We start from the raw sequence: 21,906 nt of genomic DNA, 5'->3' as shown, positions 1-21,906 counted from the left end.
TATGGAATACTTTATGTTTTTATACTTGGAACGGTAGAGAGAATAAGCTTGTTAAAACTTAAAGCTGCAGGGTTAATAATGAAGAAGCTGAGCCAAGAGGGAGGATGGAGAACAGTATGCTGCAGCAGTTCCTGAACAACAATGGTATAGAAACTCCAGATCAAGCGGTAAAGCAGGCTGTTCAATGGAAGGATCAATTCTGGGCATGGATGACCGATATCGGCATGTGGACTAATTTCTTGTATGTCTGTTTGAAGATAGCCGTCATTTATCTCATTGCCCGGATTGGGATGCGCATTATTTATAAATTGATTGATAAGATGATGGAAAAGCGTGAGGGAGCTAGAATTCATCTAAATAGCCGGCGAATGACCACGATCGGCGAGCTGCTTAAAAATGTAGTGGCTGTAGTATTTAACTTTATTCTGATCATGCTTGTTTTATCCCAAATGGGTATTGATCTGGCCCCCCTGATCGCTGGTGCCGGGGTTATCGGTTTGGCAGTCGGCTTCGGAGCGCAGAGCCTGGTTAAAGATGTAATTACGGGTTTTTTCATTATACTTGAGGATCAGTTTGCAGTAGGTGATGTTATTCAGACAGGTACCTATAAGGGAACGGTGGAGGTTATCGGACTGCGGACGACAAGGATGGTAAACTGGCAGGGAGAGGTGTATATTATCCCTAACGGGCTGATTACTACAGTAACCAACTTCTCCATAACCAATTCATTAGCCGTGGTGGATGTCCCCGTTAAGACGGAGAAAAGCCTCAAAGAGGCTATCGAATTAGTGAAAAAAGCTGTAGAGGGCATTCAGGAACGAAATTACAAAGTGACATCTCCTCCGGACGTGTTGGGTGTTCAATCCATGACGACGGCTGAATATGTGATCAGGGTGGTAGCGGAATGCCGTCCGAATACAAATGCGGTGGTGCAAAGAGAAATTCAGACAGAGGTTCGAAAAGCCTTTGAAGGGGAAGAGGCTGTTCAGGAAATGGCTGCCGCAAAAGAAGTTAAGGAGGAGCGGGAAAATGGAGCGTAAAGTATTCCAACTGGGAGATATCGTGCAGATGAAAAAACCGCATCCTTGCGGAAGCAATGAAATGGAGATCATTCGAATGGGTATGGATATCCGCATTAAATGCGTGGGATGCAAGCATAGTGTGTTAATTCCGCGCGCAAAGTTTGAAAAAAACATGAGAAAAGTGCTGCGCTCTGCAGCGGAAGAGACGAATTCAACTGAATCCATGTGAAATTTGTCAGCCCCTGGATTTACTTTTTAGTTGCAATTTTGTGGATACTATGGTACAATCAATTTTGCTGCGGAAAGGTACCCAAGAGGTCCAAGGGGGCTGACTCGAAATCAGCTAGGCGTCGCAAGGCGTGCGTGGGTTCGAATCCCACTCTTTCCGTTTTATATTATCAAGTATAAGACCTTTCGGTTAAGCCGGAAGGTCTTTTTGCATCTATTTGCCGGAAGTGGACTCAATTAACGAAATTACCAGTGGGGCGGCTGTGTAAGGACTAATCGTTGAGAACAGTGGGATACTTGCTCTCACAACATACAAAAGGAGTGCCCCAGGCCAATGCGCTTTCGGGACACTCCTTTGAAATTAGCTGTAAAAATACGATTAGAACTGGTTGGGCGGATAATTGTACCGCGGGGATTTTTTGATTGCTGTAATAATACATAAAATGCCTGCAATAAGATGCAGCAGCCAGCCAACTACCGGAATCCAGGCAAGCAGGGAAGTAACGATCCCAAATAAAGATCCATAAGCGGGCTCCTGATTACGAACAGATAATATAACGGTAACCAGATGCAGTACAAACATAAATCCAAGTGCGCTGTAACCCGAGAAAATCACGATGGAGCCGCCAATGATGGGTAGGGCCAATCCAAGCTCCAGAATACCGGAAATCCACTTCAAAACACGGGAAATGCTCATTGGATAACCCCCGTCATCAAATATGTATAATTTGCTTGATTAGTCTATTCAAACTAAGTAAAGTTGACTAAATTCTACCATAGGAAGTAATAAACATCAAGAAAGAGGACCATAAAGGTCCTCTTTCCATCCGGCGGTGCATAAATGGATTTTGATCTTTCCCTAACATCCTGAAACCCAGTGTATTGCCTGGCAATACCGTGCTAAAAGCACTTTCTGCTGCTTCTAATGTCTGGAGCCGATCCTCCAACAGTCATGTCCGGCTACGTCGTCCAACGGAACCACACCTCTCTGCTGCACCGCCTGATAATATTATGAGCAGAGAGGAAGCTCATTATACATAATGAATTAATGCACCCGTGCTTTCGTTTTCTTTTTCCATTTGCGGTCTTTATTTGTTGTTTCGGGGAATGTATCTCCCCTGTGGAGCTTTACCTGCTGCGGATTGGTGATTTCCGTATGGAAGCTGGCTTCTCCGACCTCCATATAAACTCCATTGTTTGGTGCTTTGTCCCCTGGTTCAAATTCGGTTTTTTCACCCATGTGGCAAACCTCCTTTTATCGCTTGAAATTTGGATTTGAAAGCTCCCCACGTATTTTGCCCGTACTGGAGGATAACATGTGTTTTAGAGTTGCAATGGGAGTACCCATCTGGTATACTGTTTTGGTGCGAGTTTAGGCTCGTTCCTTGCTCTCAACCAAGATTGAGGGCCTTATGTCCATAAGGAGGTGTATGAAATGCGCAAATACGAAGTGATGTACATTGTTCGCCCTGACATCGATCAGGAAGCCCTGCAGGCTGCAGTCGAGAAGTTCCAAGGCATCATCTCCAACGGCGGTGGTGAGGTTACAAAACATGACGTTACTAAACGCCGTCTTGCGTATGAGATCCAGAAGTTTCGTGATGGTTCCTTCGTTCTCGTTAACTTTACAGCAGAACCTGCTGTAGTTGCCGAGCTGGAGCGTCAAATGAAAATTTCTGACGAAGTAATTCGTTATCTCATTACAAACGACGTTGCTTAATAAGCGTCTGGTGATGTAATTGCACAACGTTCAAAGGAGGGGATTAGATTGTTGAACCGTGTTATTCTGATTGGTCGGTTAACCAAAGATCCGGAACTGCGTTATACACCATCCGGTGTGGCAGTAACCCAGTTTACTCTGGCTGTAGACCGGCCGTTTACAAGTCAAGGCGGGGAGCGGGAAGCGGATTTCATTCCGGTCGTGACCTGGCGCCAGCTTGCGGAAACCTGCGCCAACTATCTTCGTAAAGGCCGTCTGACGGCTGTTGAAGGACGCATTCAGGTACGGAATTATGAGAACAACGAAGGTAAACGGGTTTACGTTACCGAAGTAGTTGCTGATAATGTACGTTTCCTGGAGTCGAACCGCGAAGGCGGTGGCAACAGCAGCGGTGGCGGAGCTATGCGTGAGGAGCCTTCTTATGGAGGCGGCGGACGCGGGAACGGGAATTATGCGCGTAACAATCAGGATCCTTTTTCCGATGACGGTAAGCCGATTGATATTTCGGACGATGATTTGCCATTTTAAAACGAAAGGACTGACACAGAATGGGCTTCAGACAAAGAGAAGGCGGAGACGACAACAAAAGACCAGCTCGTCGCGGTCGCAACAAGCGTCGTAAAGTATGCTACTTCACTGTGAACAAAATTACTCACATTGACTATAAAGATACTGAACTGCTGAAAAAATTCATCAGCGAGCGCGGTAAAATCCTGCCTCGCCGTGTGACTGGAACAAGTGCGAAATACCAGCGCATGCTGACTATCGCAATCAAACGTTCCCGTCAAATCGCTCTGCTTCCTTACACTACGGAGTAAGAGCATATCAGCAAACACCAAGGCGTCCTCTTATAAGAGGGCGCCTTTTTGCTGTATAAACATGCTTGACAGAAGTTACATGGCATTGTAAGTTATTACTAATCCAATCCTAACCAATTTTTCATTCATACAGCATGAACTTCGCAGAATTCCACTACAACTTCTAGACTAATTCATCCCATTTTCCAACATTTTAAGTTTATACAAGACCGATATTTTAACAATACATGTAATATACATGTTATTTATATATGAAGTCAGATTTGTTTTATACATAAAAATTCCAATTTTTATAAATAAAATTAACTTAAGCCTTCAAAAAAATATGTTGACGTAAAGTAAATTGACACTGTAAGATGTTCATAATTAGCGGATAAGGTATGCTGTTTATTCTAATTGACCAACGGTTTATAGGTCACGGTTCCTTACAACAAGAGTAGAGGAGGTGGGAAGGTACGGTACCCAGCTTTATTCACGACAATCACCAGGAATCCATATGAGATCAGCTTTATTTACAGTTCCCCGCTTTTTTGCAGATGGGGCATTTTTTCATCTATTGTGGTCAAGTCCAAAGACTGTGCTTCACCTTCTTTTGCCTGCAGCTTCATTTCGCTCGTGGGCCCAAATTACCGTGTAAGTCGTCCATGCTTACAGGAGGGGGAAATTACCGCATGCCAAACATGAGAAAATGGTTTTATATGGTGTTGATGATTGCTCTGATCGGCTCGATGCTGACAGCCTGCGCATTGGGGGGCGGGGGAGAGGCCCAAACTGTTGATCCTGCTGAACCTGCGTCAGAGGGCACCCAGACAAACGAAGCAACTGAGCCTGTAAGTGAAGGGGTCATTGAAGCAACAGATATGTCGCTGAATCCGGATTTGGCGAAAAAGCGTGCGGATACGGTTGTTGTAGGTATGACAGCTCCGAAAGGGGTATTTAATCCGCTATTCCGCCAAACTGTATATGACGATTATGTAGCAAGAGCAATATTTGATACGTTATTGCTTGTAGAGAAGGACGGTACATACACAGAGAATCTTGCGGAAAGTGTTGACGTTTCCGCGGACGGTCTTAAATACACGTTTCATCTGAAACCGGGGGTCACCTATAGTGATGGTACACCCGTAACAGCTAAAGATTTTGCCTTTGTGCTGAAGGTACTGCATGATCCGGCATATGATGGGGAGATCGATGCGCTGGCCTTTAACATCGCAGGTGGCCGGGATTATTTTGAAGGAGACGCCAAGGACATATCGGGCGTTAAAGTTATTGACGACAACACCATTGAGATTACTGTAACAGAGGCGACGGCATATACAAGGGACTTCCTTGGGGATTTGCCGGTGATGCCTGAAAGCTATTACGGCAAGAATTACAGCAAAGGCAAATTGGACGGCATCAAGGCGCTGCACAGCAAACCGATCGGTTCCGGGCAATATGTGCTGAAAGGCTTCTCACCAGGCCAGGAAGTCGTCCTGGAAGCTAACCCGAACTACTTCAAAGGCGCTCCGAAGGTGAAAACTGTAATCTTCAAGACTACTACAGAAGGCACCAGCTTAACCATGCTGCAAACGGGTGAAACGGATATGGATAACATTACCGTTACCGAAGATAACGTGGAAGAGCTGACTTCACTCGGATTTTTGAATGTAAATATTCTGCCGACCAATGGTTATGGATATATTGCCTTTAACCACAAAGAGAAGAAATTCCAGGACCCGCTGGTCCGCCAGGCACTGACGATTGGCTTGAACCGCGAAGAAATTGTGCAAGGGGTATATGGGCCTTACGCCAACGTGCTGAACATTCCGCAATCCACAGCGTCCTGGTCGTACACGGATGAAGGGATCGAAACTTATCCGTTCGATATGGAGAAAGCCAAACAGCTGCTGGATCAGGCAGGCTGGAAGGCTGGCGCGGATGGAATCCGTGAGAAAGATGGTGAGAAGTTCAAGATTAATTTCTCTGCCACCGCCGACAACCCGGTGATCGATGCGCTGCTGCCGATCATGACGAACAATTACAAGGAGCTGGGCATTGATCTCACGTCCGAGACGCTGGACTTTAACGCGATCATGGACAAAAAAGACACAGGCAACTTCGATATGTTTTTTGCGGCTTGGAGTCTTACGCCCGACCCGGATGCGACTGTCTATATTACCGACGGGGCCCAGAATGATATCGGTTATTCCAACACCAAGGTGGATGAACTGACACTCGCTGCCAAGAAAGAACTGAATCAGGAAAAGCGTAAAGATCTGTATAAACAGCTTTATCAGGAGCTGAACAAGGATTTGCCGGTCATCTTCCTCTATCAGCGCCGGGATATGTGGCCGATCAACGGACGTCTGTCCGGATTTGATATTTCTCCCTTTAAGGAATTTATGAATAGCTTGTACAGTGTGGAGATTGCCCAATAGTCGGAAAAACCCTTATATGCTCAGCTCACAACGGGCTGGGCATATCACTTATGAGCCGGGAGGTATCTTGCCATGAAGCAGTATATCGTACGGAGACTGCTGCAGATGATCCCTACCCTGATCGGCATCTCCATCATCGTGTTCGCGATCTCTGCGATGGTGCCGGGAGATTACATTACGGGCAGGGGCAATCCGAACATGACGGCAGAGAAGGAGGCCCAGCTCCGGCATATTTACGGCCTGGATCAGCCGGAATACAAGCGGTATTTCATATGGGCGGGCAATATGCTGCAGGGCAATATGGGAGAATCCCTGCAGCACAAGCAGCCGGTCACCCAGGTGATCAACAATTATGTATGGAACTCCGTGATTATCGCCTTTTTCAGTCTGATCTTTAGCTGGATTATCGCCGTATTTGCCGGCGTGTTTTCCGCCAAGTTCCAATATTCGCTGTTTGATAAGCTTGTGACGCTTTTTATTTTCTTATGCATGTCATTGCCGTCCTTTTTCATAGGCCTCTTGCTGATCAAAATATTTGCGCTTGATCTGGGCCTTTTCCCGGTTGGGGGAATGACCACGGCAGGGCAAAGTCATGCGGGCAGCTGGGCTTATGTGCTGGATGTGGCGGAGCATATGTTTTTGCCTGTTCTCGTATTAACGATGCTTAGTACTGGCAGCCTGACCCGTTATTTCCGCACCAGCATGCTTGAGGTCATCCGTCAGGATTACATTCGGACCGCACGGGCCAAGGGCTTGAAGGAACGGACCGTCATCTTCAAGCATGCTTTGCGCAACGCGCTCATTCCGGCCATTACACTGCTGGGCTTCGAGCTGCCGGCCCTGTTCGGAGGGGCCATTATTCTGGAGAAGGTATTCGTCTGGCCGGGTGTCGGGCAGGTCTATCTGGAATCAATCACGATGCGGGATTATCCGTTTATGCTGGGCTTCACCATTTTTTTGGCCATTCTGACGCTGCTCGGCAACCTGCTGTCTGATGTTCTGTATGGGGTGGCGGATCCGCGCATTCGCCTAAAGTAAAGCTTTGAGCGGAATAGATGGCTTCAAGCTTATCTTTGACGATAGGAGGGATTTGGTTGTCCAGTGAAACGGTATCTGTTGAAATGAATTCAAAGACTCCCGTGCGCCGTGAAGAGTCGCCATGGAAAATGGCGATGCGGCGCTTCATACGCAACCGGCTGGCTCTCATGGGGCTGGTGATCCTGGTCATCATGGTGCTGGTCAGTTTTATCGGCCCCTCGCTGTCGCCTTACAAAGTGAATGACTACAGTCTGGCCAGCAAGAACGAAGCGCCGAGCGCCGCTCATTGGCTTGGCACGGATAAGCTGGGCAGAGACATCCTGCTGCGGACGATGCTGGCAGGCCAAATTTCATTGACCGTTGGACTGGTTGCAACAGCGATCGCTGTAGTGATTGGTGCGACGCTAGGGGCACTCGCCGGCTTTTACCGGAGAACAGCAGATACGTTGATTATGCGTATCGCCGATATTTTCATGTCCCTGCCTGAGCTGCCGCTGTTGATTATTCTGGGAGCGGTGCTGTCGGATTTGAAGGTTGACCCGGCGAACCGTATCTTTTTTCTGATGCTGATTATCGGTGCTTTACGCTGGACTACACTTTCCCGGCTTGTGAGAGGACAAATTCTGACGCTTCGTGAGCAGGAGTTTATGCAGGCTACTGAAGCGCTCGGTCTTCGTGACCGCCGCAAAATTTTCCGCCATCTTCTGCCCAATACGATTCCGACCATTGTCGTTGCGGCTACACTGGGCGTCGCGGGGGCCATTATTACCGAATCGGCGCTGAGCTTTCTCGGCATCGGGGTCGTTCCGCCTACTCCCTCATGGGGCAATATGATTTCGGCTGCCGACAACCTGATCGATTTCCGTAAACGTCCATGGCTCTGGGTTCCGCCAGGCATGTGTATATTGATTACCGTCGTAGCGATCAATCTGATCGGTGACGGGCTGCGTGACGCGCTGGATCCCAAAATGAAATGATAAACTGCGGCTGAGGTTATTCCCGGGAAGGAGACGACGTTTATGGAGAATGCACTGGTTGAATTTCGTCATTTGAAAACCCATTTTCATACCTCGAACGGAGTCGTCAAAGCCGTCAATGATGTCAGCTTTAAAATCAGGGAAGGCGAGACGCTGTGTGTCGTGGGTGAATCCGGCTGCGGCAAGAGTGTTACGGCCATGACGATGATGCGTCTGCTTGACTCCCCCCATAGTTCCGCAGGGGAAATCTGGTTTGAGGGACAGAATCTGCTGTCATTGAATATGAAGCAGATGCAGAGAATTCGCGGCAATGAGATCTCCATTATTTTTCAGGAGCCCATGTCCTCACTGAATCCCGTATTAACGATCGGCGAGCAGATTATGGAGCCGCTGTTGATGCATACGCTGATGAGCAACAGGGAAGCAAAGGAACGCGCAATTGAACTGATCAGGCTGGTGGGGATTTCTCGGCCGGAAATGATTTTCAAATCCTACCCGCATGAGCTGAGCGGCGGCATGCGGCAGCGCATCATGATTGCGATTGCCCTGAGCTGCAATCCCAAGCTGCTGATCGCGGATGAGCCAACCACGGCGCTGGATGTGACCATTCAAGCACAGATTCTGGATTTGATGCGTGACCTGAAGGACAAGATGAAGACCTCGATTATGCTGATTACGCATGACCTGGGGGTTGTGGCTGAAATGGCCGATTATGTGGTGGTGATGTATGCCGGAAATGTCATTGAGGAAGCTTCGGTGTTCGATCTGTTCAAGAGTCCGAAGCACCCGTATACACAGGGACTGCTGAAAGCCAAACCCGTGATCAATCAAAGACAGGAGAGGCTTTATTCGATACCGGGCCAGGTGCCCAACCCGCTTGATCTGGAAAACAACTGCCATTTTCACGAACGCTGTGAATGTTGTATGCAAATATGCAAGGAGAAAGCTCCGCCGTTTCGTGCCCATGGTCAGGGCCACAAGGTGGCCTGCTGGCTGTACGAGGAGGAAGGGGGGAGACCGTCATGAGCGAAACGCTGGTCGAGGTAAACCGGCTCAAGAAATACTACCCGATCACCGGCGGCATCCTGCAGCGCAGGGTAGGGGATGTCAAGGCAGTAGACGATGTGTCATTCCGTATCCATAAAGGAGAATCTTTCGGCCTGGTCGGTGAATCGGGCTGCGGCAAGAGCACTATTGGGCGCACCATTCTGAGACTGACGGACAAAACCGACGGCGAGGTGCTCTACCAGGGCGAAGACATCCATGCCTTGCCCAAGGAGAAAATCCGTCGGCTGCGTCCGAAGATGCAGATCGTGTTCCAGGATCCCTTCAGCTCGCTGAATCCCCGGATCAAGGTGGGTGAAGCCATCGGAGAAGCTTTGCTAGACCATAGAATGATCAGTCGCGGCGAGCTGCGGGAGCGGGTGTATGAGACGCTGCGCATCTGCGGGCTGTCGGCCTATCATTATGACCGGTACCCGCACGAATTTTCGGGCGGACAGCGGCAGCGGATCGGCATCGCCCGCGCCCTGATCATGAATCCGGATTTCATTGTGGCGGATGAGCCGGTATCGGCCCTGGATGTGTCCATACAGGCGCAAATCATTAATTTGCTCAGCGATCTGCAGCAGGAACGGCAGCTGACTTATCTGTTCATTTCCCATGATCTTAGTGTGGTGGAGCATCTGTGCACACGCATTGGCGTCATGTATTTGGGCTCGATGGTGGAAATGGCCGCGAAGGAGGAGCTTTTCAGCAGCCCCCTGCATCCGTATACCAAGGCGCTGCTGTCAGCCGTGCCTATTCCGGACCCGACGGTGCGGCGGCAGCGGATCGTGCTGCAGGGGGACATCCCCAGCCCGGCCAATCCGCCTTCAGGCTGCAAATTTCATACCCGCTGCCCGCTCGCGGCGAATCAATGCAGACAGGAGGCGCCGACCTACAGGGATGTGGGAAGAGAACACTTTGTAGCATGCCATTTCGTATAAGAGGTATTCGTACTATAGCTCATTTTATCGGTAAGTCCAATAAAGGGGGATCTTCGCAAGGTGACAGAAAAAATACTTGAGATTAATCAACTAACAACCGGATTTAAAGCAGAGAAAGGGTGGATCAAAGCGACGGATAGGGTCACCCTGACCTTGGAAAAGGGGAAGACCGTCTGCCTTGTTGGGGAATCCGGCAGCGGAAAAAGCGTCACCTCCCATTCCATCATGCGGCTGATTGATTATGCTGGCGGTAAGCTGCTGGAGGGGAGCATTCTGTTTCACGGTGAGAATCTGGCGGAGAAAAGCCAGGAGGAAATGAGGCATATTCGCGGCAACCGGATTGCTATGATTTTTCAGGACCCGATGTCTTCGCTGAATCCGGTGTTCACTGTAGGGGAGCAAATTGCGGAAAGCCTCAAGCTGCATCAAAAGAAGAGCGAGAAGCAGGCCTGGAAGGAAGCTGTCGATCTGCTGCGCATGGTCGGCATTCCTGCCCCTGAAGTCCGGGCCAAGCAGTATCCGCATGAGCTGTCCGGCGGCATGTGCCAGCGGGTCGTCATTGCGATTGCCCTGGCCTGCCGTCCGGAGCTGCTGATCGCCGATGAGCCGACAACCGCACTGGATGTAACGGTACAAGCCCAGATTCTCGATCTGCTCCGCAAGCTGCAGGAGGAAATCGGCATGTCCATTTTGCTGATTACCCATGACATGGGTGTGGCGGCGGAAATGGCGGATCGGATTGCCGTCATGTATGCAGGAGCAATCGTGGAAGAAGGATCGGTGGAGGAAATTTTCGAAAAACCCGGTCATCCGTATACATTGGGGCTGCTGAAGTCCATTCCCGGCCTGGAAGGGGAACGCGGAAATGAATTGTTTACGATTCAGGGAAGCATCCCTTCGCTTGGCCAGCTCCCGTCCGGCTGCCGGTTCCATCCCCGCTGCCCGCATGCGATGGACATTTGCAGGGAGAAGGAGCCTCCTTCCTTCCAAATTGGAAAGGATCAGAGGGCAGTATGCTGGCTATTTGACAGCCAAGAGCAGGGCAGTGAACTGGAGAAACGGAGTGAATTTGTATGAGCACCGAATTTTTAATTGAAGTGGATCATTTGAAAAAATACTACCCGATACAAAGCGGGCTGTTCAATCGGGTGACCGGCCATGTGAAAGCAGTGGACGATGTATCCCTGGCCATACGCAAAGGTGAGACCTTCGGTCTCGTCGGTGAATCGGGCTGCGGAAAATCGACCCTTGGCCGTGTCATTTTGCGTTTGCTGGAAGCTACGGAGGGGGAAGTCCGCTTTCAGGGGACGGATATCCATAAACTGCCGGAAAGTAAGCTGCGGGCACTGCGGGAGGAAATGCAGATTGTGTTCCAGGACCCTTTTGCCTCGCTGAATCCCCGTTTTACGGTGCGGGAAATTATCGGCGAACCGCTGCTGGTGCACCGCCGCATGTCGGCCAGGGAGATCGATGAGCGGGTCGTTGAACTGATGGAGTTAGTTGGTCTGGACGCGTCACGGCGCAACCGGTACCCGCATGAGTTTTCCGGAGGTCAGCGCCAGCGGGTCGGCATTGCCCGTGCGATTGCCTTGAACCCGAAATTTATCGTGGCTGACGAAGCGGTATCGGCGCTGGACGTGTCCGTGCAGTCCCAGGTGCTCAATCTGATGATGAAGCTGCAGCGTGAGCTGGGCCTAACCTTCCTGTTCATTGCCCATGGACTGAATGTCGTCCGTCATATTTCAGACCGTGTTGGCGTGATGTATCTGGGCAAGCTGGTAGAGGTATCGACCACGGAGGAGCTGTTCGCCCAGCCTCTTCACCCGTATACGGCTGCCCTGATGTCCTCCATCCCGCGGCCCGATCCGAAGGTGAAGCGGGACCGCATCATGCTGACGGGTGATGTGCCGTCTCCGGCCAACCCGCCGTCCGGCTGCCGGTTCCATACCCGCTGCCCGCTGGCGCAGGAGACATGTCGCCACCAGGAGCCAAAGCTGACCGAAGCGCTTCCCGGACGGCAGGTGGCCTGTCATTTTCCGCTCGGAATCGCCGCTGAAGTGAATTAAAAAAATTTTTTTGAATTTTTTTTAGAAATTGCAGACAAAATGGCCTCTTCCATCGTCTAATATATATGGGGGTTGGACGATGATGAAAAAGCGCTGGTTCCGCTGGGTGCTTATCCCGGCGTTAATTGTAATTATATTTTTGGCGGCTTATCCGATCTCACTGATCGGCAAGCCGGATGTACGCGCACAAGCGGCAGTTCTCCTGGATCTGCGGACAGGCAAAGTGCTTATGGACGTGAACGGTGAAAAGCCTCTTCCTTCCGCAAGTATGGCCAAGCTAATGACAGAACTGCTGGTGCTGGAGGATGTCGCTGCGGGAAAAGTGAATTGGAGCGATGAAGTCACCATCAGCCGTTATGCGAGCACAGTAGGCGGCGTGAATCTGTCGCTGCGTCATGGGGAATTGATGACTGTCAGCGAGTTGTTCCAGAGTATGGTGATTTACTCCGCGAATGACGCGGCTGTAGCGCTTGCCGAGCATTTATCCGGCTCGGAGGCTGTTTTTGTGCAGCGGATGAATGAGAAAGCGCAGGAGATTGGGCTCTCCAGCGGTACATACTTTGCCAATGCTTCCGGAGCGGGACGGCAGGAGCTTGGCCTGAATCACCCGGCAAATATCCAGGGAGATACGCGGATGACAGCTTCAGACACGGCGAAGCTGGCTTCCTATCTGATTTCCACTCATCCCGAAATCCTGAGCACGTCGAGGCTCACCCAGATGGAGCTGAAAGGTAAAGGTTTGTATCTCAGCAACACGAACTGGATGCTCTCTTCATTGGACGGGCCCTATTCCTATTCGGGTACAGACGGATTAAAGACAGGATATACGGCTGATGCGGGATACTGCTTTACAGGCACGGCGGAAAAAAAGGGAAAGCGGCTGATCGCAGTCATCATGGGTGCTTCAAGCCGGGAGGAGCGGTTCGAAGAGACGCGCAAATTATTTGATTACGGCTTTGACTCCGAGCCGTCACTAAAGGATCGTCTCTTGAGCTGGACTAATTTGGATTCTGAATCATCCGAATTATGAGATGATTGAAAATTTCAAAAAGGTTTTGCCCTGGGGCAAAGCCTTTTTTTGTACGATTTTTTGCATGAGTCAACGTGAATATTGCGCTATTGTGCAAATATATTGGAATATATCAAAGAAAAGGGCATTCCTTTTTTTCATGAACGAGATTACAATAGGGAGGGCTCGATCCCGTCAAAAGACCTATATTTTTGACAGGTGGCTGCATAAAAACTTATGCTGGTAACAGGAGCTCCATGCGCTTCATTTTCCATGAATGGCGTATTTGAGGTGGTTCAAAAAGTCTGTTTAAAGAATTTCCGCAGCTCAAAAACAAACTGGGAGGAGACCACTTGTGGAATCCCTCCAGTTTTGTGGCGACCGTTAGCGAACATACCAAAGGACAAATCCGAAAGTATATTCAAGACCAGAAAGTGAAGTGAGAATATGCTTGTGCATAAAGCTTATAGATTTCGCATTTATCCAAGCAAAGATCAAGTTGTTCTCATCAACAAGACGCTCGGCTGTTCCCGTTTTGTCTTTAATCATTTTCTGGGATTATGGAATGAAGCTTACCACAGTACAGGCAAAGGATTGTCGTATGCTAAATGCTCTGCTAAATTAACAATATTGAAGCAAGAAATCGTATGGCTCAAAGAACCGGATAAATTTTCTTTGCAGAATGCCTTAAAAAATCTAGCCGATTCCTTTGAGAAATTTTTCAGGAAACAAAATGATGCGCCGAGATTTAAGAGTAAAAAGAATCCCGTGCAGTCGTATCAAACCAACTATACCAACGGCAATATTTTGATCATAGGTAATAAAGTGAAACTACCCAAGTTAGGGCTTGTGAAATTTGCGAAGTCCAGAGAAGTCGAAGGTCGCATCATCAGTGCTACGATTAGGCGCAATCCTTCAGGCAAATATTTTGTTTCGCTGTTAGTGGAAACCGACATAGAGCCCCTGCGAAAAACAAACCAGGAAGTCGGGATTGACGTGGGGATTAAAGATTTCGCAGTTCTATCCAGTGGGGAAGTGTTTGAGAATCCGAAATTTCTACGGAAGATGGAGCAAAAACTCATTCGCGAACAACGCATTCTTTCCAGACGCGTGGGGGGGTCTTCCAACTGGAACAAACAACGGGTGAAGGTCGCACGCATCCATGAACGCATTGCCAACGCCCGAACAGACTACCTGCAAAAGGTTTCAACGCATATCGTCAAAAACCACGACCTGATTGCGGTGGAAGATTTACAGGTATCTAACCTGATGAAGAATCACAAGTTAGCCAAAGCGATTGGCGAAGTATCCTGGCAGCGATTTAGAAAAATGCTTGAATATAAGGCTAAATGGTACGGACGTAAGTTTGTAGCCGTAGGTAAAACCTTCGCCTCGTCTCAAATCTGTTCGTGTTGCAGCTACCAAAATAAAGAGGTCAAGGATCTTCGTCTACGGGAGTGGGTATGTCCAGCATGCCACAGCCACCATGACCGGGATGTCAATGCGAGCAAAAATATCCTTACCGAAGGCAAAAGACTCCTGACTGAATAGTTGCAAGAACCGCAGGGACTGCGGGGATAGCCTGGCGGCATATCACATGCTAATTCTGTTCAGTAGAACGGATTACCCAGGAATCTCGCGGCTTTAGCCAAGAGAGGCTTCAAAGGGTGGATTGTAAGAGCAGTTCTATTTTATTAGTGAAGAAGGAATCATACTATGGAGAAAAGATCTGCGGAGAAGAGAAGAAAGGGGAGGAGGAAGAAGGGTAACGGCTGGCTGATCGGCCTCCTTGTTCTTATCCTGCTGGCTGGCGGGGCATATTTGTTCCGAAAACCGCTAACGGCGCTTGCCTTTGACTTGTTCGTTTCCCCGACACTGGAGAGCACGCTTCAGCAGTCTTATCAGCCGCGTGGCGGTGGCAGCCAATTGCCTGCTCCAGAGCCGGTTTCGTATCAGGATAAGCCGTTTTCCGTTCTGCTGCTGGGTTCTGACAAGCGTCCGTACGAGAAGACAAGAGGGCGTTCGGACACGATCATGGTTGCGGCGGTCAGGCCGAAGGAATCACGGGTGCTCCTCGTTTCGATTCCTCGTGACACGTACGTACAGGTCGTTGGCAGGGATGCAGACCATGATGGTGTGGACGACTATGACAAAATTACCCATGCTTATGCGTACGGCGGCGAGGAGATGTCCATCGACACGGTGGAGAAGTTCCTGAACCATAAAGTTGATTATTATGCAACGATAAATTTCCAGGGCATACAGGATGTCGTGAATGCTGTCGGGGGCGTGTCTCTGCCTATTGAAGAGGATATAGAGAACAAGAATCCGAATCACGAGCAGTTCAAGATTGAAGGCGGCAAGCCCATATATAATGGAGAAGAAGCGATGTATTATGTCCGTTACCGGGAGGACAGCGATTTTAACCGGACGAAGCGCCAGCAGATTTTCCTGAATTCATTTGCTAATAAGGTGCTGACGTTCAACGGAGTCACCAAGATACCGGAGCTGCTGGATATTATGGGACACAACTTCCAGACAGACATGCAGCCGAGCTTTATCGTGGATCTGGGCAAGCAGGTGCTGACCCAGACCAAACCCCAAATCTCCAGTTTCACTATTATGGGAGAAGGGTTAAAGATTGATGGCACTTATTATGACCAAGCAGATGAGAAAGACCTGGAGTACGCCAAATCGCTCATTGAAAATTGGATGGACCCCAATACAACGTCTGCGACGTTAAAGCTGCCGGACCGCCAGGAAATTGAGTGAAACGAAACAGAGTGTGATAGAAATTCGTTGATCAGCAGCCGGTTCGCCGTCTGCTGATTTTGTTCCTCGTGGAACAATGGACGTGGGTCCGGAAATCCGAAGGAGGATATAGAGCTCTTATGAATATTGCATTTTTTCTGCTGCCCAAACAGGAGGTAGCCTATGTAACATCCGATTCTACGCTGAGGCAAACCTTGGAGCGGATGGAGTATCACCGCTTTACGGCTGTTCCGATTCTGGATAAAGACGGCAAGTACATTGGAACGGTAACAGAAGGAGATCTGCTCTGGCATATGAAAAATTCCAAGGGCCTGATCACTTTTGAGAACGCTTCAAAATTCCTGCTCAAGGATGTGCCGCTGCGTGTGAATATCAAGCCTGTTTCCATTGAAGCGAATATGGAGGACCTGATCAATCTTGCCAAAGTACAGAACTTCGTTCCTGTAGTGGATGACATGGACCGATTTATAGGCATCGTAAGGCGCAGTCAAATCATCGAGTATTGTGAAAAATTCGTGTCAAGGGAATCCTTGAACTCGGGCGGATAATAGCAATGCCCCTGAAGGGAAGACTCCGGGGGTGCCTTCGTAATGAACTTTGGTTATGCTATAATGAAGAATAAAGCTCTTTCAGAAGGATGTGGCTCTTCACTATATGTCTAAAGAACTGGATGTAGCCAAACGCGCAAAGGTTATAGAATGGCTGAAGACGGAAGTACTCGATCAGGTGTCACGCTTGTTCCGAGCCATGTGGGAAGGGAGCACTTCCCGTATTGGGGACAGTTTGGCAAGTCTGATCATGAGCGCTTACATTCTGGGCAGGCGGCTGGGGGTTTCTTACAGCGATCTGGATCAGCAGTTGCTCGACAAACTGAGAAAGCACAGACAGGAGGGCCACCAGCTTGAAGACTGGTATCAGGATATTTCCGCACTCGAAGAACATATGCGTAAGAGGTGAACACATTTGAAATCAAGCGTGGCTGCGGTGGTATGGAGCATCATCTATCTGCTGCTGCTGTTATCTTTGCTTACTCCATTGAGGGTCCTTACACCATTTTTCCTGATCGTGCCCGGTGCCGTGCTGTTCGCGTCCCAGCCGTTCAGGAGGTTTGTAATGTGTGTCATACCGGTGGCGCTGATTCTGGCCATAATCAGTCCGCTGTTTCTGATTCCGATGGCATATTTTTTGATACCGGCCATAATTATGGGCAGAGCGTATAAGAAAGGCGCACCCGCCTTTCATACTCTCATGATCGGCACAGGTGTCATTATCGCCGAATTTTTGCTGCTGCTCCTGGTAGGAACTGTCTTCTTCCAGTTCGACCTGTCCCAGTATATCCGGCAAATCGTAACGGAAATGGTCGCGCCGCTGCAGGATATGGCCAATAACAACCCGCTTACCCAAATGACGTGGGATGATGCGGCAACGAAGAATATCGCCGATGTTACGGTGCTTATGATCCCGTATGCCCTTATTGTCACCTCGTTCACAATGGCTGTCATCACGCATGCATTGACAAGACCGATCCTGAGCTCCATGGGTATGGCAGTACCAAAAATGAAGCCTGCCCGCGAATGGAGGCTTCCGCGTGCGTTAATATGGTATTACCTGCTGGCGGTCGTCATAGAATGGATTGCCTACGGGTCAGATGGGGGCTGGGCGACAACAATTGCCGCCAATCTTATTCCATTGATCAATATTTGTTTTCTGATCCAGACGATCGGATTCTTCTTTTTTCTCGTGCATGCCCGCAAATGGAATCCGGTGCTTTCCTTCGTGTTCGCAGGGATCGTGCTGCTTATTCATCCGCTGCGCATCATCGGCATTATCGACTTAGCCTTTCCACTGCGTGAAGCCATTACAAGATCGAAGAGGTAGGGTGAAGAGTCATGCCTAAATTTCTTCAGCAACGCTGGCACGGCTATCATACCGTATGGGCGTTTCTGCTGTTGCTGCTGCTGGTCATTGCGCTGACGTGGTATAACTGGGAGCTTGGCGTGATCGGCCTGCTGCTGTCTTTTGTTATGGGTGGCGTGCTGCTGCGGGCCGAAATGCGGTTCAGAAACGATCTGTCGGAGTACATTACCGGTCTCTCTTTCCGCGTAAAAAGGGTCGAGGGAGAAGTGATCAACACGCTGCCGTTCGGGATCATTCTCTACAGCGAGGATCGCTCGGTGGAGTGGACGAACAAGTTTACCGCAGACCTGTTCGTGGAGCAGTCCCTGATCGGGGAACCGCTGCAGGAGCTTTTTCCGCAGCTGGCCGGAGTTCTGCAGGCCAAAAAGGACAAGGACAACAAGGAAGCCGTGAAGGAGCATCAGGTTGAACTGCAGCATGACAGCCGGTTTTACCGCTTTCGCATCATTCCGGATGAGCGGCTGATCTACCTATATGAAATCACAGAGCTGGTTGTGCTGAGAGATAGATACGAGAACGAGCGTCTCGCTATCGGGATCGTACTCCTTGATAATCTCGATGAGGCTTCCCAAAGCATGGATGACCAGCAGCGGACGGCGCTGGTTGCCAAGGTCTCCAGCGAGATTACATCCTGGGCAAAGCAGTACGGCGTTTATCTGCGCCGGCTCTCCTCGGAGCGCTATCTCATGATGCTCAGCTACAAATCGCTGGCCGAGCTGGAGCAGAGCCGCTTTGTGATTTTGGATACCGTGCGTGAAATGACGGCCGATCTGAAGGTGCCCATGACACTGAGCATCGGCCTTGCCTTCGGAGCGGATACGATCAGCGAGCTGGGCGAGCTGGCGCAATCCAGCCTGGATATGGCGCTTGGCCGCGGAGGTGACCAGGCGGCCGTGAAAGCGGGCCAGCGGCTCTCCTTCTACGGCGGTAAATCCAACGCAGTCGAGAAGCGGACGAGGGTAAGAGCGCGGGTAATCGCCCATGCCCTGCGTGATCTGATGCAGGAGAGCGACCGGGTGATCATTCTGGGGCATAAAAACCCCGACATGGACGCCATCGGCGCCGCTATTGGCGTGTGGAAGGCGGCATCACTGTTCAATGTGGAGACCCATATCGTGCTGGATAAGCCGAATCCGTCAATCACCCGTCTTATGGACCAGGTGAACAAAGAGGAGGTGCTGGCCAGCGCATTCGTCTCGCCGGAACAGGCGATGCAGATGATGACCGAGCACAGCCTGCTGGTCGTGGTGGATACGCACAAGGCTTCGATGACCATGGAGCCGCGGCTTGTCAAGCAGGCAAGCCGTGTAGTCGTAGTCGACCATCACCGCCGCGGGGAGGAATTTATAAACGACGCGGTATTGATTTATCTGGAGCCTTACGCCTCCTCGGCATGCGAGCTGGTTACCGAGCTGCTGCAGTATATTCATGACAAGGTGCAGTTTACGCCGCTGGAAGCAACGGCGCTGCTGTCCGGTATTACCGTGGATACGAAGCATTTCTCCCTGCATACGGGATCGCGGACCTTTGAAGCGGCGGGCTTCCTCAGAAGAAGCGGTGCGGATACGGTGATGATTCAGCGTCTGCTTAAGGAAGATCTGGATGAATATATTGCTAAGGCAGAAATCATCAAGCATGCTAAAATGTTATATGGGCGCATTGCGCTGGCGGTAACCGAGCCCGGTCAAAAAATCCCGCAGCTGCTCATTGCCCAGGTGGCAGACACGCTGCTTAATATGACGGACGTGCTCGCGTCCTTCGTTGTCAGCGAACGTCCGGACGGACTGGTGGGCATCAGTGCCCGGTCACTCGGACGCATGAATGTACAGGTAGTTATGGAAAGGCTGGGAGGCGGGGGCCACCTGACGAATGCGGCCGTCCAGCTGGATTGTACGCTGGAGGAAGCGGAACGCAGGCTGACCGAAGTCCTGGCTGAAATAGAAGGGGAAGAGGGGTTGTTCGAATGAAGGTTATTTTTCTGAAAGACGTTAAGGGTCAAGGCAAAAAAGGACAGGTTAAGGAAGTATCGGATGGTTATGCAACGAATTTCCTGCTGCCGCGCAATCTGGCGCGTCCGGCAACCGATGGCAACATGAAGGTGCTGGAGAACCAAAATGCGGCGGAAGAAAGACGCAAGCAGGAGGAGAAGGCGGAAGCCCAGGAGCTCGGCAAAAAGCTGGAGGCATTGACCGTGCAGCTGAAAGCCAAAGCCGGCGAAGGCGGCCGCTTGTTCGGGGCTATCACCTCCAAGCAAATTGCGGATGCGCTGGCATCTGACGGCATAAAGCTGGATAAGCGCAAAATCGAACTGGAGGAGCCGATCCGTACGCTCGGCGTGACCCAAATGACGGTCAAGCTTCATCCGGAAGTGAAAGCGACCCTTAAGGTTCAGGTGACTGAAGAGTAATATGGGCGGCGAATTTTATGATCGGATTCCCCCGCAGAATCTGGAGGCCGAGCAGGCGGTAATCGGTTCGATCCTGCTGCAGGCCGAAGCGCTGATTACGGCGATGGAGCGGGTTCAGACCGATGATTTTTACGACAAATCCCACCAATTGATTTTTGAAGCGATGATTGAACTGGGTGAAGCCGGCCAGCCGATTGACTTGGTCACCTTGACCTCCAAGCTACAGGACAAGGGTCAGCTGGAGGATATCGGGGGCGTAAGCTACCTTTCCAAGCTGGCTCACGGTGTGCCGACAGCCGCCAATGTCGATTATTACGCCCAGATCATCGAAGAGAAAGCGATGCTGCGCCGTTTGATCCGGGCAGCTACGCAGATTGTAAGCGAGGGGTATGCGGGCGGAGAAGACGTGCCGGGTATGCTCAGCGATGCCGAGCGGCGCATTCTGGAAATCTCCAACAGCCGTTCGGGCAGCGGTTTTATAGCCATACGCGATGTCGTTATGGAAGTGTTCGATAAGGTGGAAAAGCTGCATCAGAACAGGGGCACCACGACAGGTATACCATCGGGCTTCGTGGATCTCGACAAAATGACCGCAGGGTTTCAGCGCAGTGACCTGATCATCGTAGCCGCACGGCCTTCCGTCGGCAAGACCGCCTTCGCCCTGAACATCGCGCAGAACGTCGCCGTACGCGCCAAAGAGACCGTGGCCATCTTCAGTCTGGAGATGTCGGCGGCTCAGCTCGTGCAGCGTATGATTTGCGCGGAGGCGAATCTGGACGCGAACGTCATGCGGACCGGGGAATTCAAAGGGGATGAGGATTGGGCCAAGCTGACGATGGGCATTGCGGCCCTGGCGGAAGCCGAGATCTATATTGACGATACGCCGGGGGTAACGGTCGCGGATATCCGTGCCAAATGCCGCCGTCTGAAAACAGAGAAGGGCCTGGGCATGATCGTCATCGACTACCTGCAGCTCATTCACGGTCGCGGCAAAGCCGGCGAGAACCGCCAGCAGGAGGTTTCGGAAATTTCCCGTACGCTGAAGCAGATCGCGCGTGAGCTGGAAGTGCCGGTCATTGCCCTGTCCCAGCTCAGCCGGGGCGTGGAGCAGCGGCAGGACAAGCGTCCGATGATGAGTGACCTGCGGGAATCGGGCTCGATTGAGCAGGATGCCGATATCGTGGCCTTCCTGTACCGGGATGATTATTACAATCAGGAGACCGAGAAGAAGAATATTATCGAAATCATTATCGCCAAACAGCGTAATGGTCCGGTCGGTACGGTGGAACTCGTATTTCTTAAAAATTATAATAAATTCGCCAACTATGAGCGTGCGCATGCCGATGCATTTGCAGGTTAACTTGCCTGCCTTGTCAGATGCACTTGTATGCAGAAGGGCATCCTGGAGCCATTTTTATAATGGCTGCAGGGTGCCCTTTTTGTTTGGCTAACGCTCTATGGAAAGCTTCGTCTGCTGTTACAGGTATTTTTTTGTTTACTGAAAGGCTTGACGATCAGGGACTG

Annotated in this window: 23 protein-coding genes, 1 tRNA gene and 1 pseudogene; 23 read left to right on the top strand and 2 right to left on the bottom strand. The window is 50.4% G+C overall.

Annotated elements, in window-relative coordinates:
- The first annotated feature begins 104 nt into the window (after nt 1-104).
- The 3 genes from ACE5KN_RS18965 to ACE5KN_RS18955 all read left to right on the top strand — a co-directional run bounded on the left by ACE5KN_RS18965 (nt 105) and on the right by ACE5KN_RS18955 (nt 1,410).
- The gene (locus ACE5KN_RS18965; RefSeq protein ID WP_375527115.1) at nt 105-1,040 is read left to right on the top strand and encodes a mechanosensitive ion channel family protein; all 936 of its coding nucleotides are present in this window, start codon (nt 105-107) and stop codon (nt 1,038-1,040) included.
- The gene (locus ACE5KN_RS18960) at nt 1,030-1,251 is read left to right on the top strand and encodes a DUF951 domain-containing protein (protein ID WP_375527116.1); all 222 of its coding nucleotides are present in this window, start codon (nt 1,030-1,032) and stop codon (nt 1,249-1,251) included. Before ACE5KN_RS18965 ends, ACE5KN_RS18960 begins: the two co-directional genes overlap by 11 nt.
- 71 nt (nt 1,252-1,322) lie before the next feature.
- A tRNA-Ser gene (locus tag ACE5KN_RS18955) sits at nt 1,323-1,410 on the top strand.
- A gap of 219 nt (nt 1,411-1,629) precedes the next feature.
- Here ACE5KN_RS18955 and ACE5KN_RS18950 read toward each other — a convergent pair.
- The gene (locus ACE5KN_RS18950; protein WP_375527117.1) at nt 1,630-1,947 is read right to left on the bottom strand and encodes a hypothetical protein; all 318 of its coding nucleotides are present in this window, start codon (nt 1,945-1,947) and stop codon (nt 1,630-1,632) included.
- Between the two features lie 348 nt (nt 1,948-2,295).
- Entirely contained in the window at nt 2,296-2,490 is a 195-nt protein-coding gene (locus ACE5KN_RS18945) for a YjzC family protein (protein ID WP_375527118.1), read from the bottom strand.
- Nucleotides 2,491-2,685: 195 nt separating this feature from the next.
- Between ACE5KN_RS18945 and rpsF the strand changes: the two genes are divergently transcribed.
- The 20 genes and pseudogenes from rpsF (at nt 2,686) to dnaB (ending at nt 21,742) form a co-directional block, all read left to right on the top strand.
- Nucleotides 2,686-2,970 carry a 30S ribosomal protein S6 gene (gene rpsF, locus ACE5KN_RS18940; protein WP_355323008.1) on the top strand — a complete coding sequence of 95 codons (285 nt, stop codon included), beginning with the start codon at nt 2,686-2,688 and terminating at the stop codon, nt 2,968-2,970.
- 48 nt (nt 2,971-3,018) lie between these two features.
- Nucleotides 3,019-3,498: a single-stranded DNA-binding protein gene (gene ssb / locus ACE5KN_RS18935; RefSeq protein WP_375527119.1), complete on the top strand. Its 480-nt coding sequence runs from the start codon at nt 3,019-3,021 to the stop codon at nt 3,496-3,498.
- Between the two features lie 20 nt (nt 3,499-3,518).
- A complete protein-coding gene (gene rpsR, locus ACE5KN_RS18930; RefSeq protein ID WP_375527120.1) occupies nt 3,519-3,788 on the top strand; it encodes a 30S ribosomal protein S18 in 270 nt (89 codons plus the stop codon).
- A 671-nt stretch (nt 3,789-4,459) separates the two neighbouring features.
- Complete coding sequence (locus tag ACE5KN_RS18925; RefSeq protein ID WP_375527121.1) at nt 4,460-6,208, top strand: ABC transporter substrate-binding protein; 1,749 nt, start codon at nt 4,460-4,462, stop codon at nt 6,206-6,208.
- Nucleotides 6,209-6,280: 72 nt separating this feature from the next.
- Nucleotides 6,281-7,246, top strand: coding sequence for an ABC transporter permease (locus ACE5KN_RS18920; protein ID WP_375527122.1), 966 nt, complete (start codon nt 6,281-6,283; stop codon nt 7,244-7,246).
- A gap of 56 nt (nt 7,247-7,302) precedes the next feature.
- Complete coding sequence (opp4C, locus tag ACE5KN_RS18915) at nt 7,303-8,223, top strand: oligopeptide ABC transporter permease (RefSeq protein WP_375527123.1); 921 nt, start codon at nt 7,303-7,305, stop codon at nt 8,221-8,223.
- Nucleotides 8,224-8,265: 42 nt separating this feature from the next.
- Nucleotides 8,266-9,249, top strand: coding sequence for an ABC transporter ATP-binding protein (locus ACE5KN_RS18910; protein ID WP_375527124.1), 984 nt, complete (start codon nt 8,266-8,268; stop codon nt 9,247-9,249).
- A complete protein-coding gene (locus ACE5KN_RS18905) occupies nt 9,246-10,211 on the top strand; it encodes an ABC transporter ATP-binding protein (protein WP_375527125.1) in 966 nt (321 codons plus the stop codon). Before ACE5KN_RS18910 ends, ACE5KN_RS18905 begins: the two co-directional genes overlap by 4 nt.
- 60 nt (nt 10,212-10,271) lie before the next feature.
- Nucleotides 10,272-11,288, top strand: coding sequence for an ABC transporter ATP-binding protein (locus ACE5KN_RS18900; protein WP_375527126.1), 1,017 nt, complete (start codon nt 10,272-10,274; stop codon nt 11,286-11,288).
- Nucleotides 11,285-12,277, top strand: a complete 993-nt coding sequence (locus ACE5KN_RS18895; RefSeq protein WP_375527127.1) for an ABC transporter ATP-binding protein — start codon at nt 11,285-11,287, stop codon at nt 12,275-12,277. The genes ACE5KN_RS18900 and ACE5KN_RS18895 overlap by 4 nt, the downstream gene beginning before the upstream one ends.
- Nucleotides 12,278-12,356: 79 nt before the next feature.
- Nucleotides 12,357-13,307, top strand: coding sequence for a D-alanyl-D-alanine carboxypeptidase family protein (locus ACE5KN_RS18890; RefSeq protein ID WP_375527128.1), 951 nt, complete (start codon nt 12,357-12,359; stop codon nt 13,305-13,307).
- A gap of 275 nt (nt 13,308-13,582) precedes the next feature.
- Nucleotides 13,583-13,729: pseudogene (locus ACE5KN_RS18885) on the top strand (transposase); the annotation flags it as partial.
- A 4-nt stretch (nt 13,730-13,733) separates the two neighbouring features.
- Nucleotides 13,734-14,837 (top strand): IS200/IS605 family element RNA-guided endonuclease TnpB, encoded by a 1,104-nt coding sequence (gene tnpB / locus ACE5KN_RS18880; RefSeq protein WP_375527129.1) that lies wholly within the window; start codon nt 13,734-13,736, stop codon nt 14,835-14,837.
- A gap of 165 nt (nt 14,838-15,002) precedes the next feature.
- The gene (locus tag ACE5KN_RS18875; protein ID WP_375527130.1) at nt 15,003-16,058 is read left to right on the top strand and encodes an LCP family protein; all 1,056 of its coding nucleotides are present in this window, start codon (nt 15,003-15,005) and stop codon (nt 16,056-16,058) included.
- A 119-nt stretch (nt 16,059-16,177) separates the two neighbouring features.
- Nucleotides 16,178-16,606, top strand: a complete 429-nt coding sequence (locus ACE5KN_RS18870) for a CBS domain-containing protein (RefSeq protein WP_375527131.1) — start codon at nt 16,178-16,180, stop codon at nt 16,604-16,606.
- 106 nt (nt 16,607-16,712) lie between these two features.
- Nucleotides 16,713-17,015 carry a MazG-like family protein gene (locus ACE5KN_RS18865; protein ID WP_355322981.1) on the top strand — a complete coding sequence of 101 codons (303 nt, stop codon included), beginning with the start codon at nt 16,713-16,715 and terminating at the stop codon, nt 17,013-17,015.
- A gap of 6 nt (nt 17,016-17,021) precedes the next feature.
- Nucleotides 17,022-17,936 (top strand): DUF2232 domain-containing protein, encoded by a 915-nt coding sequence (locus tag ACE5KN_RS18860; protein WP_375527132.1) that lies wholly within the window; start codon nt 17,022-17,024, stop codon nt 17,934-17,936.
- An 11-nt stretch (nt 17,937-17,947) separates the two neighbouring features.
- Nucleotides 17,948-19,942 (top strand): DHH family phosphoesterase, encoded by a 1,995-nt coding sequence (locus ACE5KN_RS18855; protein WP_375527133.1) that lies wholly within the window; start codon nt 17,948-17,950, stop codon nt 19,940-19,942.
- Entirely contained in the window at nt 19,939-20,382 is a 444-nt protein-coding gene (gene rplI, locus ACE5KN_RS18850; RefSeq protein ID WP_375527134.1) for a 50S ribosomal protein L9, read from the top strand. Before ACE5KN_RS18855 ends, rplI begins: the two co-directional genes overlap by 4 nt.
- A 1-nt stretch (nt 20,383) precedes the next feature.
- Complete coding sequence (gene dnaB, locus ACE5KN_RS18845) at nt 20,384-21,742, top strand: replicative DNA helicase (RefSeq protein ID WP_375527135.1); 1,359 nt, start codon at nt 20,384-20,386, stop codon at nt 21,740-21,742.
- The last annotated feature ends 164 nt before the right edge of the window (nt 21,743-21,906 follow it).

Source organism: Paenibacillus terreus (assembly GCF_042138595.1).
GTDB classification, from domain to species: domain Bacteria; phylum Bacillota; class Bacilli; order Paenibacillales; family Paenibacillaceae; genus Paenibacillus; species Paenibacillus terreus.
Note: the sequence above shows the minus strand (reverse complement) of the source record. Positions and strands in the feature narration are given on the sequence as shown.

Bases quoted from the DNA above. Each gene is read 5' to 3' on its own strand.
- ACE5KN_RS18965 (WP_375527115.1), top strand. From the start codon at position 105: ATGGAGAACAGTATGCTGCAGCAGTTCCTGAACAACAATGGTATAGAA.
- ACE5KN_RS18960 (WP_375527116.1), top strand. From the start codon at position 1,030: ATGGAGCGTAAAGTATTCCAACTGGGAGATATCGTGCAGATGAAAAAA.
- ACE5KN_RS18950 (WP_375527117.1), bottom strand. From the start codon at position 1,947: ATGAGCATTTCCCGTGTTTTGAAGTGGATTTCCGGTATTCTGGAGCTT.
- ACE5KN_RS18945 (WP_375527118.1), bottom strand. From the start codon at position 2,490: ATGGGTGAAAAAACCGAATTTGAACCAGGGGACAAAGCACCAAACAAT.
- rpsF (WP_355323008.1), top strand. From the start codon at position 2,686: ATGCGCAAATACGAAGTGATGTACATTGTTCGCCCTGACATCGATCAG.
- rpsR (WP_375527120.1), top strand. From the start codon at position 3,519: ATGGGCTTCAGACAAAGAGAAGGCGGAGACGACAACAAAAGACCAGCT.
- ACE5KN_RS18925 (WP_375527121.1), top strand. From the start codon at position 4,460: ATGCCAAACATGAGAAAATGGTTTTATATGGTGTTGATGATTGCTCTG.
- ACE5KN_RS18920 (WP_375527122.1), top strand. From the start codon at position 6,281: ATGAAGCAGTATATCGTACGGAGACTGCTGCAGATGATCCCTACCCTG.
- ACE5KN_RS18910 (WP_375527124.1), top strand. From the start codon at position 8,266: ATGGAGAATGCACTGGTTGAATTTCGTCATTTGAAAACCCATTTTCAT.
- ACE5KN_RS18905 (WP_375527125.1), top strand. From the start codon at position 9,246: ATGAGCGAAACGCTGGTCGAGGTAAACCGGCTCAAGAAATACTACCCG.
- ACE5KN_RS18895 (WP_375527127.1), top strand. From the start codon at position 11,285: ATGAGCACCGAATTTTTAATTGAAGTGGATCATTTGAAAAAATACTAC.
- ACE5KN_RS18890 (WP_375527128.1), top strand. From the start codon at position 12,357: ATGATGAAAAAGCGCTGGTTCCGCTGGGTGCTTATCCCGGCGTTAATT.
- tnpB (WP_375527129.1), top strand. From the start codon at position 13,734: ATGCTTGTGCATAAAGCTTATAGATTTCGCATTTATCCAAGCAAAGAT.
- ACE5KN_RS18875 (WP_375527130.1), top strand. From the start codon at position 15,003: ATGGAGAAAAGATCTGCGGAGAAGAGAAGAAAGGGGAGGAGGAAGAAG.
- ACE5KN_RS18870 (WP_375527131.1), top strand. From the start codon at position 16,178: ATGAATATTGCATTTTTTCTGCTGCCCAAACAGGAGGTAGCCTATGTA.
- ACE5KN_RS18865 (WP_355322981.1), top strand. From the start codon at position 16,713: ATGTCTAAAGAACTGGATGTAGCCAAACGCGCAAAGGTTATAGAATGG.
- ACE5KN_RS18855 (WP_375527133.1), top strand. From the start codon at position 17,948: ATGCCTAAATTTCTTCAGCAACGCTGGCACGGCTATCATACCGTATGG.
- rplI (WP_375527134.1), top strand. From the start codon at position 19,939: ATGAAGGTTATTTTTCTGAAAGACGTTAAGGGTCAAGGCAAAAAAGGA.
- dnaB (WP_375527135.1), top strand. From the start codon at position 20,384: ATGGGCGGCGAATTTTATGATCGGATTCCCCCGCAGAATCTGGAGGCC.